Origin of the sequence: Streptomyces actinomycinicus, assembly GCF_016741775.1 — a bacterium.
Classification (GTDB): domain Bacteria; phylum Actinomycetota; class Actinomycetes; order Streptomycetales; family Streptomycetaceae; genus Streptomyces; species Streptomyces actinomycinicus.
On the sequence record NZ_JAERRK010000006.1, the window covers coordinates 404,251 to 419,218 of the forward strand.

The 14,968-nt window shown below is 71.1% G+C and carries 13 protein-coding genes and 4 tRNA genes; 9 read left to right on the forward strand and 8 right to left on the reverse strand.

Translation table 11 applies throughout. The features are described 5' to 3' along the window. Nucleotides 1-11: 11 nt before the first annotated feature. The 6 genes from JK359_RS15730 to JK359_RS15755 form a co-directional block, all read right to left on the reverse strand. Complete coding sequence (locus JK359_RS15730) at nt 12-332, reverse strand: hypothetical protein (protein ID WP_201835975.1); 321 nt, start codon at nt 330-332, stop codon at nt 12-14. Between the two features lie 69 nt (nt 333-401). Next, complete coding sequence (locus JK359_RS15735) at nt 402-2,024, reverse strand: carboxypeptidase-like regulatory domain-containing protein (protein ID WP_236677856.1); 1,623 nt, start codon at nt 2,022-2,024, stop codon at nt 402-404. A gap of 71 nt (nt 2,025-2,095) precedes the next feature. After that, a tRNA-Phe gene (locus tag JK359_RS15740) sits at nt 2,096-2,169 on the reverse strand. A gap of 24 nt (nt 2,170-2,193) precedes the next feature. Beyond that, nucleotides 2,194-2,268 (reverse strand) — tRNA-Asp (locus JK359_RS15745). Nucleotides 2,269-2,304: 36 nt separating this feature from the next. Continuing rightward, nucleotides 2,305-2,377: transfer RNA gene (locus tag JK359_RS15750), tRNA-Glu, on the reverse strand. Nucleotides 2,378-2,457: 80 nt separating this feature from the next. Then, nucleotides 2,458-4,014: a metallophosphoesterase family protein gene (locus JK359_RS15755; protein ID WP_201835978.1), complete on the reverse strand. Its 1,557-nt coding sequence runs from the start codon at nt 4,012-4,014 to the stop codon at nt 2,458-2,460. Between the two features lie 83 nt (nt 4,015-4,097). Between JK359_RS15755 and JK359_RS15760 the strand changes: the two genes are divergently transcribed. The 8 genes from JK359_RS15760 (at nt 4,098) to JK359_RS15795 (ending at nt 12,318) form a co-directional block, all read left to right on the forward strand. After that, nucleotides 4,098-4,448, forward strand: a complete 351-nt coding sequence (locus JK359_RS15760; RefSeq protein ID WP_201836066.1) for a metallopeptidase family protein — start codon at nt 4,098-4,100, stop codon at nt 4,446-4,448. 51 nt (nt 4,449-4,499) lie between these two features. After that, nucleotides 4,500-5,042: a hypothetical protein gene (locus tag JK359_RS15765; protein ID WP_236677857.1), complete on the forward strand. Its 543-nt coding sequence runs from the start codon at nt 4,500-4,502 to the stop codon at nt 5,040-5,042. A gap of 474 nt (nt 5,043-5,516) precedes the next feature. After that, a complete protein-coding gene (locus tag JK359_RS15770; RefSeq protein ID WP_201835979.1) occupies nt 5,517-7,592 on the forward strand; it encodes a DEAD/DEAH box helicase in 2,076 nt (691 codons plus the stop codon). A 362-nt stretch (nt 7,593-7,954) separates the two neighbouring features. Then, nucleotides 7,955-9,478: an amino acid permease gene (locus JK359_RS15775; protein WP_201835980.1), complete on the forward strand. Its 1,524-nt coding sequence runs from the start codon at nt 7,955-7,957 to the stop codon at nt 9,476-9,478. A 99-nt stretch (nt 9,479-9,577) separates the two neighbouring features. Further along, nucleotides 9,578-9,650 (forward strand) — tRNA-Lys (locus JK359_RS15780). Nucleotides 9,651-9,960: 310 nt separating this feature from the next. Then, a complete protein-coding gene (locus tag JK359_RS15785) occupies nt 9,961-10,446 on the forward strand; it encodes a MarR family winged helix-turn-helix transcriptional regulator (protein ID WP_201835981.1) in 486 nt (161 codons plus the stop codon). 364 nt (nt 10,447-10,810) lie between these two features. Further along, complete coding sequence (locus JK359_RS15790) at nt 10,811-11,479, forward strand: nitroreductase (RefSeq protein WP_201835982.1); 669 nt, start codon at nt 10,811-10,813, stop codon at nt 11,477-11,479. 110 nt (nt 11,480-11,589) lie between these two features. After that, on the forward strand, nt 11,590-12,318 hold the full coding sequence (locus tag JK359_RS15795; RefSeq protein WP_201835983.1) for an SDR family oxidoreductase: 729 nt from the start codon (nt 11,590-11,592) through the stop codon (nt 12,316-12,318). Between the two features lie 246 nt (nt 12,319-12,564). Here the strand turns inward: JK359_RS15795 and JK359_RS15800 are convergent, their stop codons facing one another. Further along, nucleotides 12,565-13,245, reverse strand: a complete 681-nt coding sequence (locus tag JK359_RS15800) for an HdeD family acid-resistance protein (RefSeq protein WP_201835984.1) — start codon at nt 13,243-13,245, stop codon at nt 12,565-12,567. Between the two features lie 259 nt (nt 13,246-13,504). After that, a complete protein-coding gene (locus JK359_RS15805; RefSeq protein ID WP_201835986.1) occupies nt 13,505-14,188 on the reverse strand; it encodes a TetR/AcrR family transcriptional regulator C-terminal domain-containing protein in 684 nt (227 codons plus the stop codon). A 152-nt stretch (nt 14,189-14,340) separates the two neighbouring features. Here JK359_RS15805 and JK359_RS15810 point away from each other — a divergent pair, with 152 nt between their 5' ends. Beyond that, the gene (locus tag JK359_RS15810) at nt 14,341-14,961 is read left to right on the forward strand and encodes an NADPH-dependent FMN reductase (protein ID WP_201836070.1); all 621 of its coding nucleotides are present in this window, start codon (nt 14,341-14,343) and stop codon (nt 14,959-14,961) included. Nucleotides 14,962-14,968: the final 7 nt, after the last annotated feature.

The following is a 14,968-nucleotide window of genomic DNA, read 5'->3' on the forward strand; positions in this document are numbered from 1 at the left end:
CACCGCCCCGGCTAGGGGGTGCGCTGGGCCGGCGGCGCGGGCGGGGCCGGCTCGGTGTACCGGCGGGCGGGACCGTCGCCGAGGGCGATGGACCTCGCCGTGTTGGAGACGGCCTTGATGCCCAGGTAGGCGGTGGTCATGCTGCTCACCGCGGTGAAGGCGGCGGTGAGGATGCCGACGATCACCGCCTTGTCGCCGTGGAGCTGCCACACGCCGAAGATCGCCACTCCGGCGATCGCAAGGTTGCTGATGACGACCGCGAGCAGCCCGTAGCGGGCCCGGTCCTTCTCCAGGTCGGTATCCCGAATGGCTCTGGCCTCGTCCCGGCTCATGTCTCCCCCACCGCCGAACACCACGCTCGATCAGCCTGAACGTAGCGCCGGGCGAGCGTGGTGCCAAGGTCACCGGACGTCGACGTAGTCTTCCCTGCCGCTGCCCACGAAGTGCTTGCTGTCGGGATAGAGGAAGACGGGCACCCAGGTGCCGTCCTGCCGGGCCGTGAAGCCCTTGCTGAAGGAGCCGTTGCTCTTCGAGGTGACCGTGGACATCACGTACCAGGTCTTCGCGCCCTTGGGCCGGAAGAGGATCTGCACCTTCTTGGCGCCGTACGCCTTCCACGTGGAGGAGCCGGCCGCGCGTTCCTGGAGCACGCCCTTCACGGTGATCGTCCGGCCCTTGGTCACCGGCTCGGGGGAGGCGTTGGCGTCCTTGACCCGGGTGAGGGCCCGGTAGCGGTGCAGGCTGTTGCTGACACCACCCTTGATGTCCTTGGTGGTGGAGCCGGCGTAGTGCAGTCGCCAGTAGCCGTCCGGGTAACCCGGCAGCTCCTCGACGACGAACTGGGCGCCGTTGCTGGTCTGCACGGTCTTCTTGGTGGTCCAGCCCGTCTTGCCGTCGGGCGAGTACTGGATGTCGACGGCGATCCGGTCATTGGTGTCGCGCCCGACCAGGTCGACACTGCCGGTGACGTCGAGCTGTGCGTACTTGTCCAGCTGAGCGGTGAACTCGCTGAACTTCGTCGTCGCGGTGACCGCCACGGTGATGTCGGCCGTGCTGTGCTGGGCGAAGGGCGTGTACGACGCGAAGGTCACCTCGTAGACGCTCTTGGGGCCGTACGGGGTCCGCACGAAGGAGAAGCGGCCGTTCGCGTCGGTGGTCGTGCCGACCGGGCTGCAGGTGGTGCACTCCTTGTAGTCCATCTCCAGCGGGATGCCGGGGAGCGGCTTCCACTCCTCGCCAATCTGGTACTGGAGCGTGCCGGTGACGTCGACCTTGTCGCCGGCCGTGACATGGAAGCTGCTCTTGTCGAGGACCAGCCGGGTCGGCGCGGCCTTCGGCCGGACATCGATCCAGGGGCTCGCGGCGAAGCCCAGCCCGCCGTTGTAGTCGGCGAAGACCCAGCCGCTCTGGGCCAGCCGGTGCGGGGCGGAGAAGTGACCGGCCTCGTCCGTGACGGCGGTCGCCTCCGCGCTCCCCCCGTCGAACGTGAGGTTCACGGTGGCGCCGGGCAGCGGCACGGTCTCGCGGGTGCTGGGGTCGCGGACGACCATGTCGCCGCCGGCGGTGAAGGTCTGGTGCTCTATGTCCGGTTCGGCCGGCGTGACGGCGAAGCCGGTGAAGACGGGCTGCTTCTGGTAGTGCAGCGTGCCCGCGTTCTTCTCGACGGTGGTCTCGCCGTCGCTCTCCGTGGCCTCGATGTCGACGGTGTAGTCGCCGAGGGTGTCCAGGTGGATCGGCTGGGAGGCCCAGACGGCGTCCCACGAGCTGTACTCGTACCGCTTGGTGAAGTCGCTGATCGTGGCCACGGGCTCGTCCGTGTCACTGCTGCCGACCGGGCGGAGCCTGGCCGTGATCTTGTCGATCCCGCCGCTGTAGTTCAGCCGTACGTCCAGGACGGACCAGTCGGACTGGTTGCTGGTCGCTTCCTTGACGTTCGGTCCCGCGGCGTGGGCGGTGCCGGGCAGGGTGAGCGTGGCGACGAGGACGGCGCCGGCCGTGACCATGCCTCTGGCGATCTGTCTCAAGAACCCCCCTCAGGGTTTCCGGGAACGACGAAACCCCCCTCCGACTGCTCGGGAGGGGGGTTTCGTTCTTGTGGCTGGGGCCGGGGTCGAACCGGCGACCTTCCGCTTTTCAGGCGGACGCTCGTACCAACTGAGCTACCCAGCCACGGTGTTTCACGTGAAACACCAGCGGTCCTGACGGGATTTGAACCCGCGGCCTCCACCTTGACAGGGTGGCGAGCACTCCAAACTGCTCCACAGGACCAAGCGTGCGTGCAACAGTGTCGCACACGGTGTTGCGTGCCCCCAACGGGATTCGAACCCGTGCTACCGCCTTGAAAGGGCGGCGTCCTAGGCCGCTAGACGATGAGGGCTATCGGCCCGCCTGGGCGCTTCTCAGCGCGTCGGGGACGTGAGAAGCATATGGGATGGCGAGGGGTATCGCCAAAACGGTTTACGGCGAGGTGCTGGAGGAGGCGCGGGGCGGGGAGGGGGAGACACCGGCGGCACCGGGCTGGTTCTCCTCCGCCAGATGGCGGCTGACCTCGGCTGTCGTGAGACCGAGGCCCCCCAGCCTGATCGCGTCCCAGGCCTGGAGCCGGCGGCTGTCCCGGTCGAAGTAGAGGATCGAGGCCTCGATCGGAGCGGGGTACTTGCGCTCCACGGCCCGCAGCCCGCTGCCGCCGGTCGAGCCCTCCATCCGCAGCCGGGTGCCGAACGGCAGCATCTCCGTCCCTTCGTGGTGCAGGTGGCCGCAGAGCGCCAGCGGGACCAAGCCGTCCGTCTCCCTGGCGGCCGACGGCTCGTGCGCGACCGCCACGTCCACCGGGGTGCCGGCCGCCCGCTGGTCGCGCAGGGCGCTGGCCAGCCGGTCGCCCGCCAGCCGCTCGGACGCGTCACCGCCGGGCACCACCGAGCGGTCGGGCGTGAACTGCGGATCGCCCATGCCCGCGAACCGCAGTCCGGCGACCGTCTCCGCCCGGCCGTCGTCCAGGACGTGCACGTTCTCCATGCGCTCCAGATAGCGCTGGGTGGTCCGCGAGTCGTGGTTGCCCCGCACCCACACGTACGGCACGCCCAGGTCCCGGACCGGGTCCAGGAAGCCGTTCTCCGCCGCCGCGCCGTGGTCCATCGTGTCGCCGGAGTCGACGATCACGTCCACCTTGTACTGCTCCACCAGTGAGCCGACGATCTTCCAGCTCGCCGGGTTGAGGTGGATGTCCGACACGTGCAGGACCCGGATGGTGGAGGGGTCGGGCCGGTAGGCCGGGAGCGTGGACGTGACGTCGTAGAGCTTCGTCACGTTCGTCACCAGGCGCGCCAGCTCCTTCTGGTAGACGTCGAACTCCGTGACGATGCTGCGGGCGTTGCCGACCACCGAGGGTGCCGAGCTGAGCAGCCCGGAGAACCTCGGCTCCAGGACCGACTTCGGGTTCCAGGTGGCGTACGCCGACGCGCCGGAGGCGGCCAGCAGGGCGAGCGCGAGCCCGCCGGCGGCCAGGGCCCGGCGCGGGCGCCGGTAGACGGCGAGACCCAGGGCCGTGGCCCCGGAGACCACGGCGACGCCGGAGCGTACGGCCAGGTCGAGCGTGCCGTGCTCGACGTCCCGGGCCACCTCGTCCTGGATGCCGGAGATCCGCTCGGGGTGGTCGACCAGGGCCTGGGCGCGCAGCGGGTCCAGCTGGTCGACGTTGACGTCCAGGCGGACCGGCGCCACATGGCTGTCCAGGGTGAGTGCGCCCAGCGGGGAGACGTTGATCTTCGTGCCGCCGGTGAGGGAGGGGCGCAGCGCCATCGTCGTGTCCATGGGTCCGACCGGGGCCCGGACATTGCCGACGATCAGCAGGCCCAGCCAGGCGCCGACGAGGACCACCGTGGTGAGCCCGAGGGCGCGCAGCCACGGCCGGGGGCGGGTGGCGAGTTCGAGGTCGGGGAGCGGGCGGGCGGGGCGGTTGCGCGGGTGGATCCGGTTCAGCAGGGTGCTCAGGGCTGCGACGGGGACGCGGGCCATTGGTCCCGTATGCCCATGTCCCGGCGCGGATATGCGACGGTTCCGCTCTCTCGTACGGGCCGTGCGTGCCCGACAATGTCGGTGTGCTGGAGATGACGCGCGAGGAGTTCGAGGAGCTGGTCGCCGAGGCGCTCGACCGGATCCCGCCGGAGCTGACACGGCTCATGGACAACGTGGCGGTGTTCGTGGAGGACGAACCGCCGGCCGACGACCCCGAGCTGCTCGGGCTGTACGAGGGGACCCCGTTGACCGACCGGGGCGAGTGGTACGCCGGTGTGCTGCCGGACCGGATCACCGTCTACCGGGGGCCCACGCTCAGGATGTGCGAGTCCCGTGCGGACGTCGTCGCGGAGACCGAGGTGACCGTGGTGCACGAGATCGCCCACCACTTCGGCATCGACGACGCCCGGCTGCACGCCCTCGGTTACGGCTGAGCGGCTGTTCGAACACGGCGCGTGTCTTCTTGCGGGCGGCGGGAGTTGGGCATGTCGACTCCTTTCCTTGCCCCGGAGGTGGCCGCCGTGCGCCCCTTGTACGTACCCGTCCGTCTCGCCGTGGCGGCGCTGGCCGTGACCGCCGCCGCCGGCTGTGTGAACGTGGGTGACGATGCGGGCCGGGCCCGGCCCGTCCACTCGGCGGGGCAGCGGGGCGGCGAGGCGCCCGACGGCGGCCCGGTGGCCGGGGTGGGTGATCTCGGACACGAGGAGGCAGCGGCCGACGGCAAGCACGGGCACGGCCGCAAGAAGAAGCCGGGGAAGCCGGTCTCGGCGTCGGCCCGTCCGTCCCGTGCGGGCAGCGCCTCCGCGGTCCCGGCGAAGCCGGGCAGGACCGAGAAGCCGGGGGAGCCGGAGCCGAGTGCGGTGCCGCCGACGCCGCCGGCCTCCACCCCGCCGCCCGAGCCGCCGGCCTCCACACCGCCGCCGGTCTCGGAGCCGCCGTCGGCCGAGCCGTCGTCCTCGGCTCACGAGGAGACGGAGCCGCAGCTGGTGCAGCGGGAGCCGGCGCCCGCGGCGGGGGTGGCGGTGTGACGTCCCTCGCACGGCCGTGCGGGGCGCGTGCCGGGCACAGGCCGGCCACCGGCTGCGGCTGCGTGAGGGCGTTCGCTCAGTTCCCCGCGCCCCTGGTGGTGCTCGGCTGCGGGTGTGCGGTGGGTGTTCGCGCAGTTCACCGTGCCCCTCAGGGGGTTGCTCGGCTGTCGGTTCGCGGCGGGGTCCGCGCAGTTTTTTGCGCCCCTGAGGGGTCGGCTCGGGGTGGGTGCTTGCGTAGTCCCCCGTGCCGCTGAGGGGGTGCGGTGGGGGCGGGGGCGGTGCTCGGTTTGCCTTTGGGGGTGGTGAGTGCGTATGGTGGTAGATCGTTTGATCCCATTTGCCCGGCGCCACCACAGAGCGCGCCGTGTGGCGCGTACTCTCCTTTGCCGTGGCGGACCGCATTGAGGCGGTCGTGAGCGATTCACGGAGTTGACGGGCGCGTGCCGAAGAGACTCCGGAAGGTTTCGCATTCGCATGTCCGTGTCCAGTACTGACCAGATCGTCGTGTCCGAGAACGAGAACGAACTCGTCGACGTGACGTCCGAGGTCACCGAGGCCCCCGAGGCCGCTGACACCACCCCCCAGACCACCTTCGCCGACCTCGGCCTCCCCGAGGGCGTTGTGCGCAAGCTCGCGCAGAACGGCGTGACGACCCCCTTCCCGATCCAGGCCGCGACCATCCCGGACGCCCTGGTCGGCAAGGACATCCTCGGCCGTGGCCGCACCGGCTCCGGCAAGACCCTCTCCTTCGGCCTGCCGACCCTGGCCACGCTGGCCGGCGGCCGCACCGAGAAGAAGCGGCCCCGCGCGGTCATCCTCACCCCGACCCGCGAGCTGGCCATGCAGGTCGCCGACGCCCTCCAGCCCTACGGTGACGTCCTCGGCCTGAAGATGAAGGTCGTCTGCGGCGGCACGTCGATGGGCAACCAGATCTACGCCCTGGAGCGCGGCGTCGACGTCCTCGTCGCCACCCCGGGCCGCCTGCGCGACATCATCAACCGCGGCGCCTGCTCCCTGGAGGACGTGCAGATCGCCGTCCTGGACGAGGCCGACCAGATGTCCGACCTGGGCTTCCTGCCCGAGGTCACCGAGCTGCTCGACCAGGTGCCGGCCGGCGGCCAGCGCATGCTCTTCTCCGCCACGATGGAGAACGAGATCCAGACCCTCGTCGACCGCTACCTGACCAACCCCGTCTCCCACGAGGTGGACGCGGCGCAGGGCGCGGTGACGACCATGTCGCACCACATCCTCATCGTGAAGCCCAAGGACAAGGCACCGGTCACCGCCGCGATCGCCTCCCGCAAGGGCCGCACGATCATCTTCGTCCGCACCCAGCTGGGCGCCGACCGCGTCGCCGAGCAGCTGCGCGACGCCGGTGTGAAGGCCGACGCGCTGCACGGCGGCATGACCCAGGGCGCGCGCACCCGCACCCTGGCCGACTTCAAGGACGGCTACGTCAACGTCCTGGTCGCCACCGACGTCGCCGCGCGCGGCATCCACGTCGACGGCATCGACCTGGTCCTGAACGTGGACCCGGCCGGCGACCACAAGGACTACCTGCACCGCGCCGGCCGCACCGCTCGCGCCGGCCGCACCGGCACGGTCGTCTCCCTGTCGCTGCCGCACCAGCGCCGCCAGATCTTCCGCCTGATGGAGGACGCCGGCGTCGACGCGGCCCGCCACATCATCCAGGGCGGTGCCGCCTTCGACCCGGAGGTCGCCGAGATCACCGGCGCCCGCTCGATGACCGAGGTCCAGGCCGAGTCCGCGGGCAACGCCGCCCAGCAGGCCGAGCGCGAGGTCGCCCAGCTCACCAAGCAGCTGGAGCGCGCCCAGCGCCGCGCGACCGAGCTGCGCGAGGAGGCCGACCGGCTGGTCGCCCGGGTCGCCCGCGAGCGCGGCGAGGACCCGGAGACCGCGGTGGCAGAGGCCCAGGCGGCCGCGGCGGAGGCCGTGGTCGAGGCGGCCGTGGCCGAGGTGCCGGCCCAGCGCGAGGCCGAGCGCGAGGAGCGTCCGGCGGCTTCGGCGCCGTACGAGCGCCGCGAGCGTCGTCCGTTCGACCGTGACCGTGGCTTCGAGCGCGGTGACCGTGGTGACCGCGGTGGCCGTGGCTTCGAGCGCCGTGACGACCGGGGCGAGCGCGGTGAGCGTCGTCCGTTCGACCGTGACCGTGGCTTCGAGCGTCGTGACGACCGTGGTGACCGCGGCGGCCGTGGCTTCGAGCGCCGTGACGACCGCGGTGACCGCGGTGACCGCGGTGGCCGTTCCTTCGAGCGTCGCGACGACCGGGGCGAGCGCCGTCCGTTCGAGCGCCGTGACGACCGCGGTGGCCGTGGCTTCGAGCGTCGCGACGACCGTGGCGGCTTCCGCCGGGACGAGCGCGGCGGGCACCGGGGCAGCGACCGTCCGTTCAACCGTGACCGCCGCGACGACCGCCCGGGCTTCCGTACCGGTGGTCACGAGCGCCCCTACGGCCGCCGTGACGACCACCGCGGCACCGGCTCCTTCGGCCGCCGCGACGACAAGCCGCGCTGGAAGCGCAACGGCTGACACGACAAGCCGCGCCGTAGGCGCAACGGCTGACACCGAGTGAGCTGACGAAGGGCCCGTACGACTCCGGTCGTACGGGCCCTTCCGGCGTTTCCGGCGTTTCCGGCGGACAAGGGGATCGTCGCACTGGTGGTCTCGTACGACGCGGTCGCCGGGGCCGGGCATCACCGGTGACGGCAGGAAGGACCTGGTCGCGCGGGACGGCGCCGGGGACCTGTACCGCCAGACCGGCGACGGCAGGGGTTCGTGCGCGGCGCGCGTGAAGATCGGGACCGGCTGGCAGGGCTGCATGGGCATTTTTTAGCCATACCGGGTTCCCGAGTGGCGCATGTCACGCCCCCGGTGAGGGAATTGCTGGGGGCATGACAGATGACGCGAGAGCGAGCGGAACACAGGGAACACCCGGCCTCTCGGACGAGGAACGGCTGGCCCAGCTCGGCTATACCCAGGTCCTCGCCCGCCGTATGTCGGCGTTCTCGAACTACGCCGTCTCCTTCACGATCATCTCGGTCCTCTCCGGCTGCCTGACCCTCTACCTCTTCGGCATGACCACCGGCGGGCCCGCGGTGATCACCTGGGGCTGGGTGGCCGTGGGCCTCATGACTCTGTTCGTGGGCCTGTCGATGGCCGAAATCTGCTCGGCCTACCCGACCTCGGCCGGCCTGTACTTCTGGGCCCACCGGCTGGCACCTCCGCGCTCGGCGGCGGCCTGGGCCTGGTTCACGGGCTGGTTCAACGTGCTCGGCCAGGTCGCCGTGACCGCGGGCATCGACTTCGGCGCGGCCTCCTTCCTGGGTGCCTACCTGAACCTCCAGTTCGACTTCCGGGTGACCCCGGTCCGTACGGTCCTCCTCTTCGCCGCGATCCTCCTGCTGCACGGCCTGCTGAACACCTTCGGCGTCCGGATCGTGGCGCTGCTGAACAGCGTGAGCGTGTGGTGGCACGTCCTCGGCGTGGCGGTGATCGTCGGCGCGCTGGCCCTGGTCCCCGACCACCACCGGTCGGCGTCCTTCGTCTTCACCCACTTCGTCAACGAGACGGGCTGGGGCAGCGGTCCGTACGTCGTGCTCCTCGGTCTCCTGATGGCCCAGTACACCTTCACCGGCTACGACGCCTCCGCCCACATGACCGAGGAGACCCACGACGCGGCCACGGCCGGCCCGAAGGGCATCGTCCGCTCGATCTGGACCTCCTGGATCGCCGGCTTCGTCCTCCTGCTCGGCTTCACCTTCGCGATCCAGTCGTACGACGAGGAGCGGACGTCCCCGACCGGCGCACCCCCCGCCCAGATCCTCCTGGACGCGCTGGGCGCGACGACGGGCAAGTTGCTGCTGCTGGTCGTGATCGGTGCCCAGCTCTTCTGCGGGATGGCCTCGGTCACCGCCAACAGCCGTATGATCTACGCCTTTTCGCGGGACGGCGCGCTGCCCTTCTCCCGTGTCTGGCACACGGTCAGCCCGCGCACCCGGACGCCCGTGGCGGCGGTCTGGCTCGCCGCCTCCGGCGCGCTGGCCCTCGGCCTGCCCTACCTGATCAACACGACGGCCTACGCGGCGGTGACGTCGATCGCGGTCATCGGCCTCTACATCGCGTACGTCATCCCGACCTACCTCCGGGTCCGCAAGGGCGCCGACTTCGCACGGGGCCCCTGGCACCTGGGCCGCTGGTCGCGGCCGATCGGACTGGTCTCGGTGACCTGGGTGGTGGCGATCACGATCCTCTTCCTGCTCCCCCAGGTCTCCCCGATCACCTGGACGACCTTCAACTACGCCCCGGTCGCCGTCCTGGTCGTCCTCGGCTTCGCGGCCACCTGGTGGCTCGCCTCGGCCCGCCACTGGTTCCTGGCCCGCACCCCGCAGGCCGATCCGGTACCGGCCGAAAAGTGACCATCTCCCCTCTCCGTCCGACTCCGACGCGGCCGCGACCCCGATACCCGATCGGCGACACGGCCTCGTCCGGCTATGCTCGGACACGCAACATCGCCTGGGCCCTTAGCTCAATTGGCAGAGCAGTGGACTTTTAATCCATTGGTTGTGGGTTCGAGTCCCACAGGGCCTACGGGCTGTGGGCGAGGGGGTGACCCCTCTGACCTGCTGGGCAGCGCCCGGGTCGGCTTCGGCCGACCCGGGCGCTCGCTCGTTCCCGGGCTCGTTCGGGCTCGTTCGGGATCGTTCGGGCGCGGTGCTGGTGCGGGTGCGGGTGCGGGTGCAGTGCGTGCGTGGTTGCACCCGCGTCCTGCGGCGAAGCCCCGTACGCCGCTCGGGTGTTCGCGGCTGTCGTCGTCCACGCCTCCGGTGCGGGGGAGCGCGCAGCGGAAGCCGTCATGTGGTTTCAGGCGATACCGTATCGAGTGAAGTAGCCTGGCCTCATGGCCGCTGACGCCCCTCGCCGCACGACCACCTCGCATGCGACCGACCGCCCCGGGGACACGTCGCCCTTCGCCCTCGGCCTGCTGCTGCGCCGGGCGCACTGGCGGGTGGCCGCGGTGATGGCGGAGGCGCTCCGGCCGCTGGGCATCGAGCTGCGGCATTTCGCGGTGCTGATCGAGCTGGTCAACCACGGGCCCACGGTGCAGCGGGACTTGGTGGCGGCGACGGGATCGGACAAGGCCGGGATCATGCGGGTCGTGGACGATCTGGAGCGCAAGGGCCTTGCCGTGCGCAAGGCGGTTCCGGGGGACCGGCGGGTGCGGGCCGTGGAGATCACCCCCGCCGGGCTGGAACTCTTCGACGCGGTCCATGTGGCGGCGGAGCCGCTGGCCGAGCGGCTGGCCGCGGAACTGGGACCCGGCGAGCCCGAGAGGCTGACGGAACTGCTGACCCGGCTTGCCCATCCGGCGGTCGGCGAGGCCTGAGCGCGCCGGCGCACCGGTTACGCGGCGAGGCGCTCCGCGAGTTCCTCGGCCGAGGCGGTCGCCTCCTCGCAGGCGCGCTTGTCCTCGATGCGCGCTCGTCCTCGAATGCGCGCTCGTCCTCGATGCGCGCTCGCGCGACGCCTCGTAGTGCGTGCGCTCGGCCAGGGCGGCGTTACCGGCTGACCGGGCGTCGGCGGTGATGTGCAGCAGTGTGATCACGGACCTCGTCCAAGTGCAGTGCCCCGAGGCGGGGAGCCAACGGCGGGAATTCGCGCCGCAAGCTAGTCTCGCTCGATACAGTATTGAGTGATACCATTGCGAATGTAACGAAGACAGACCCGTTGGATGGACGGAGGCGGGCGTCATGGATGTCTACGAGGCGGTGACGAGCCGACGGGCGGTGCGCGCCTTCACCGACCGGCCCGTGCCGAGGGAAGCCCTGGAGCGGGTGCTGTCCGCCGCGTCCCGGGCACCGTCCGGGTCGAACATCCAGCCCTGGCACATCTACGTGGTGACCGGCGCACCGCTGGCCGAACTCAAAAAACGCGCCGGTGAGCGCCTGGCCACGGGCGACTCCTTCGACGTGCCGGAGTACGAGATGTACCCGGCGGCGTTGAAGTCCCCGTACCGCGAGCGCCGCTCCGCCTTCGGTGAGCAGCGCTACGGCGCGCTCGGCATCGCGCGCGAGGACCTGGAGGCGCGTCAGCGGGCCGCCGCCGCGAACTGGGACTGCTTCGGCGCGCCCGCCGCCCTGTTCTGCTACATCGACCGTGACATGGGCCGCCCCCAGTGGTCCGACGCCGGCATGTATCTGCAGACCGTCATGCTGCTGCTGCGCGCCGAGGGGCTGCACAGCTGTCCGCAGATGGCGTGGGCGAAGTACCACAGGACCGTCGCGGAGGTCCTCTCACCGCCGGACGAGCTGATCCTCTTCTGCGGCATGTCGATCGGGTTCGAGGACGTCACCGCCGGTGAGGTCCGCACGGGCCGGGCGCCGCTCGAGGAAACGGTCACCTTCGTCGACGGCCTCTGAGCCCCCCTCTGAGACCGCCCCTGCCGGCCGGCCGGAGCGCCGGTTCATGGCGCGCCCACCTAATGGTTCATATGCCATATTGCGCACGGAATACCGACGAAAGGTATGTCATGAAGATCGCAGTCATCGGCGGTACCGGACTCATCGGATCGCAGGTCGTCAATGACCTGAACGCCGCCGGGCACGAAGCGGTACCGCATTCGAAGTCCACCGGGATCGACGTCATCAGCGGCCAGGGGCTGGAGGAGGCGGTGGCGGGAGCCGACGTCGTCGTCAACCTGACGAACTCCCCCACCTTCGACGAAGCGTCCCCGGCCTTCTTCCAGACCTCGATGGACAACCTCCTGGCCGCGGCCCACAAGGGCGGCGTCGGCCACTTCGTCATCCTCTCGATCGTCGGCGTGGACCAGGTGCCGGAGCTGGACTACTACCGCGCCAAGGTGCTCCAGGAGAAGATCCTCGCGGCCGGGCCGATCCCGTACTCGATCGTGCGGGCCACCCAGTTCATGGACTTCATGGACGCGGTCCTGTCCTGGACCTCCGACGCCGACACCGTCCGGCTGCCCGCCACCCCCATCCAGCCCATCGCCTCCAAGGACGTGGCCGACGCGGTGGCGGAGGTCGCCGCCGGCACCCCGCTGAACGGCATCCGCAACATCGCCGGCCCCGACGTCTACACCCTGGACGAAGTGGGCCGGATCACCCTGGCCCACAAGGGCGACAACCGCACCGTCGTCGTCGACCCCACCGCCGGCATGTTCGCCGCCGTCAAGGGCGACGTCCTCACCGACCGGAACGCCCACCTCGCCCCCACCCACTACACCGACTGGCTCTCCTGACGTCCCGGCCCCCAATGTGTCCTGTCCCGGCCGGCCGGGACAGTGCTGTCGGTGGTCTACGCCCGTACGGGCCGGGCGCCGCTCGCCGAGACCGTCACGTTCGTCGAGGGGTAGCTCCGCAACCGGTCCCTGTACGAACCCGGCCCCGGTACGAACCCGGCCCCTGTACGACCACGCGCCGGCGCCCGCCCCGGTTCGGCGGCCGGAGCGGGTGCGGGGGGTGGGGGTCAGTGCTGCAGGTGGGGGTCAGTGCTGCGGGTGGGGGTGTGCGTGGAACAGGGACCGCCGCTGCTTGGTGGTCGTGCCCTTGGTCAGCCGGCCGGCCTCGACACGCAGCTGGACGGCGTGGAACACCTCGACGACACCCACGACGATCGACATGATGCCCGCCGTCAGCGTGAGCGCGCCGATCGAGCCGAACGGCAGGACGATCACCACGATGCCCGCGAGGAGGGTGAGGATCCCCAGCGTCAGCAGCCAGCCGCGGGCCGGGATGTCGCGGTCCGATGCTGCGGCCGCCGTCAACGTGACGCCCCGCAGCAGCCATCCGAAGCCGATCCAGAGGGCGAGCAGCAGGACCGATTCCAGGGTGCCCCGGAAGCAGACGAGCCCGAGCAGCACACACAGCGCACCGGTGATGAAGTGCAGCGCGCGCAGATGTGCGGGCACCTGTGTGCCGAAGGTCGCGGCGAGCTGGAAGACCCCGGTGACCAGCAGGTAGACACCGAAGGCGATGCCGACGACGCGCAGGGTCTCACCCGGCCAGGCCAGCACGACCGCACCCAGGGCGATCGAAGCCAGACCGATGGTGAGCAGGGCCTGCCAGCCGAGGTTCGCCATGGCCGCCAGGCCCTCGTCCAGCGGCGCGCCCGGTTGCCGGGTCGCGCCCGGTCGGCTGTTGCCGGGTGAATCGGAGGGCAGGGTCATCTCATCCACCTCAATTCCCATCGCGTCGAACGGTGAGGCGAGAACACCTCCATCGTCACCCGTTCGGTCCCTTCGCGCCTGGGGAGGTGTTCCGGCGTCGCCCGACGGTCCGGGCCTCCGGCACGATCCGCTCCACCGCCGCCGTCACCAGCGCGTCCCGCGGGCGCGTCGGCAGGCCGACCGTCGGTTGGCCGACCGCGTCGGTCGGCCGGCCGATGGTCGCGTCGGCCGGCCGATGGTCGCGTCGGTCGGCTGGCCGCTAGGCCCCGTACGCCCGCAGGAACGCGCTCACCCCGCCGCTGATCAGGCGCTCCGCCTCCGCCGCCGGCAGCGGCAGGACGCCGTAGTGGGTCCGCTGGATGATGCTGTGCGAGATCAGGGCCGTGAAGTGGCCCGCGGCCAGCGCCGCGTCGCCGTGCAGGTTCAGCAGGCCGGCGTCCTCCAGGCGGGCCATCGCCTCGGTGACGGCCCGGCCGACCGGTTCCGGGCCGGCCTCGTGCCAGGCCTCGAGTACCTCGGGGGGTACGTGGTCGGCCTCCGCGTGGATGTGGCGGACCAGGGCGAAGTGGTTCGCGTACTCGGTCAGCAGTCCGCTGAACCCCCGGGCCAGCAAGACCAGATCGCGTTCCAGGTCCCCGGGGTGCGGCGGGTGCTCCGGGTCCAGCGCGGCGCGCAGGCGGGCCAGCTGAGCGTCGCGGACCTCGCTCGACGTCCACGTCACGACCGTCTGGAAGAGCTGGGCCTTGCCGCCGGGGAAGTGGTTGTAGAGCGTACGCGTGGAGACGTCGGCCGCGGCGGCGAGCGCGTCGACCGAGGCGCGCGCGTAGCCCTCGCGGCCGAAGACCGCGCACGCCGCGCTCGCGATAGCCATCTGTTTCCGGAGCTTGCGCGGGGACACCTCGCTCCGCGCCCGCTCCAGTCGGGACTCGTTCGTCTCGCCCACGTCCGCCTCCTCGGTGACCAGCCGACTCTAACTCAATTACAACGTGCGTTGTAATTTTTACAACGACCGTTGTACCTTGCTGGGGAGGCGATCGCCAGAAGCGGTCGCCCGCCATCGGATGCTCAGAACAGAGGGGGACGACTGTGTCCGTCATCGATTCCGCCACCGGTGCCCGCACCGCCGGGGACCGTCCGCTCCGCGTCGCCGTCGTCGTCGGCAGCGTGCGCGAGGGACGCCGGGGCCGGGCCGTCACCGACTGGTTCCTCGCGACGGCCGCCGGGGACCCGGGCTTCACCTTCGACGTCGTCGACCTCGCCGACGTCGACCTGCCGATGGTGCTGCCCGGCTACGGCGGTACGCCGAGCCCGGAGGCCGTCGCCGCGCTGCGGGAGGTGTCGCCGCGGCTCGCCGACGCCGACGCGTTCGTCGTCGTCACCCCCGAGTACAACCACAGCTTCCCGGCGTCCCTGAAGAACGTCATCGACTGGCACCACCGCGAGTGGCAGGCCAAGCCGGTCGGGTTCGTGTCGTACGGCGGTCTCGGCGGCGGGCTGCGGGCGGTGGAGCAGCTGCGGCTGGTCTTCGCCGAACTGCACGCGGTGACCGTGCGCGACTCGGTGAGCCTGCACGGGCCCTGGTCCGGCCTCGGCGAGGACGGCGTCCCGCGCGACGCGGACGTGTGCACCGGTGCCGCCAAGGGCATGCTCGGCCAACTCACCTGGTGGGGCCGGGCCTTGCGGTCCGCGCGCGCCGAGCGTCCCTACGCGGGCTGAGGTACGA

Bases quoted from the DNA above. Each gene is read 5' to 3' on its own strand.
- JK359_RS15770 (WP_201835979.1), top strand. From the start codon at position 5,517: ATGTCCGTGTCCAGTACTGACCAGATCGTCGTGTCCGAGAACGAGAAC.
- JK359_RS15765 (WP_236677857.1), top strand. From the start codon at position 4,500: ATGTCGACTCCTTTCCTTGCCCCGGAGGTGGCCGCCGTGCGCCCCTTG.
- JK359_RS15790 (WP_201835982.1), top strand. From the start codon at position 10,811: ATGGATGTCTACGAGGCGGTGACGAGCCGACGGGCGGTGCGCGCCTTC.
- JK359_RS15775 (WP_201835980.1), top strand. From the start codon at position 7,955: ATGACAGATGACGCGAGAGCGAGCGGAACACAGGGAACACCCGGCCTC.
- JK359_RS15800 (WP_201835984.1), bottom strand. From the start codon at position 13,245: ATGACCCTGCCCTCCGATTCACCCGGCAACAGCCGACCGGGCGCGACC.
- JK359_RS15785 (WP_201835981.1), top strand. From the start codon at position 9,961: ATGGCCGCTGACGCCCCTCGCCGCACGACCACCTCGCATGCGACCGAC.
- JK359_RS15795 (WP_201835983.1), top strand. From the start codon at position 11,590: ATGAAGATCGCAGTCATCGGCGGTACCGGACTCATCGGATCGCAGGTC.
- JK359_RS15755 (WP_201835978.1), bottom strand. From the start codon at position 4,014: ATGGCCCGCGTCCCCGTCGCAGCCCTGAGCACCCTGCTGAACCGGATC.
- JK359_RS15730 (WP_201835975.1), bottom strand. From the start codon at position 332: ATGAGCCGGGACGAGGCCAGAGCCATTCGGGATACCGACCTGGAGAAG.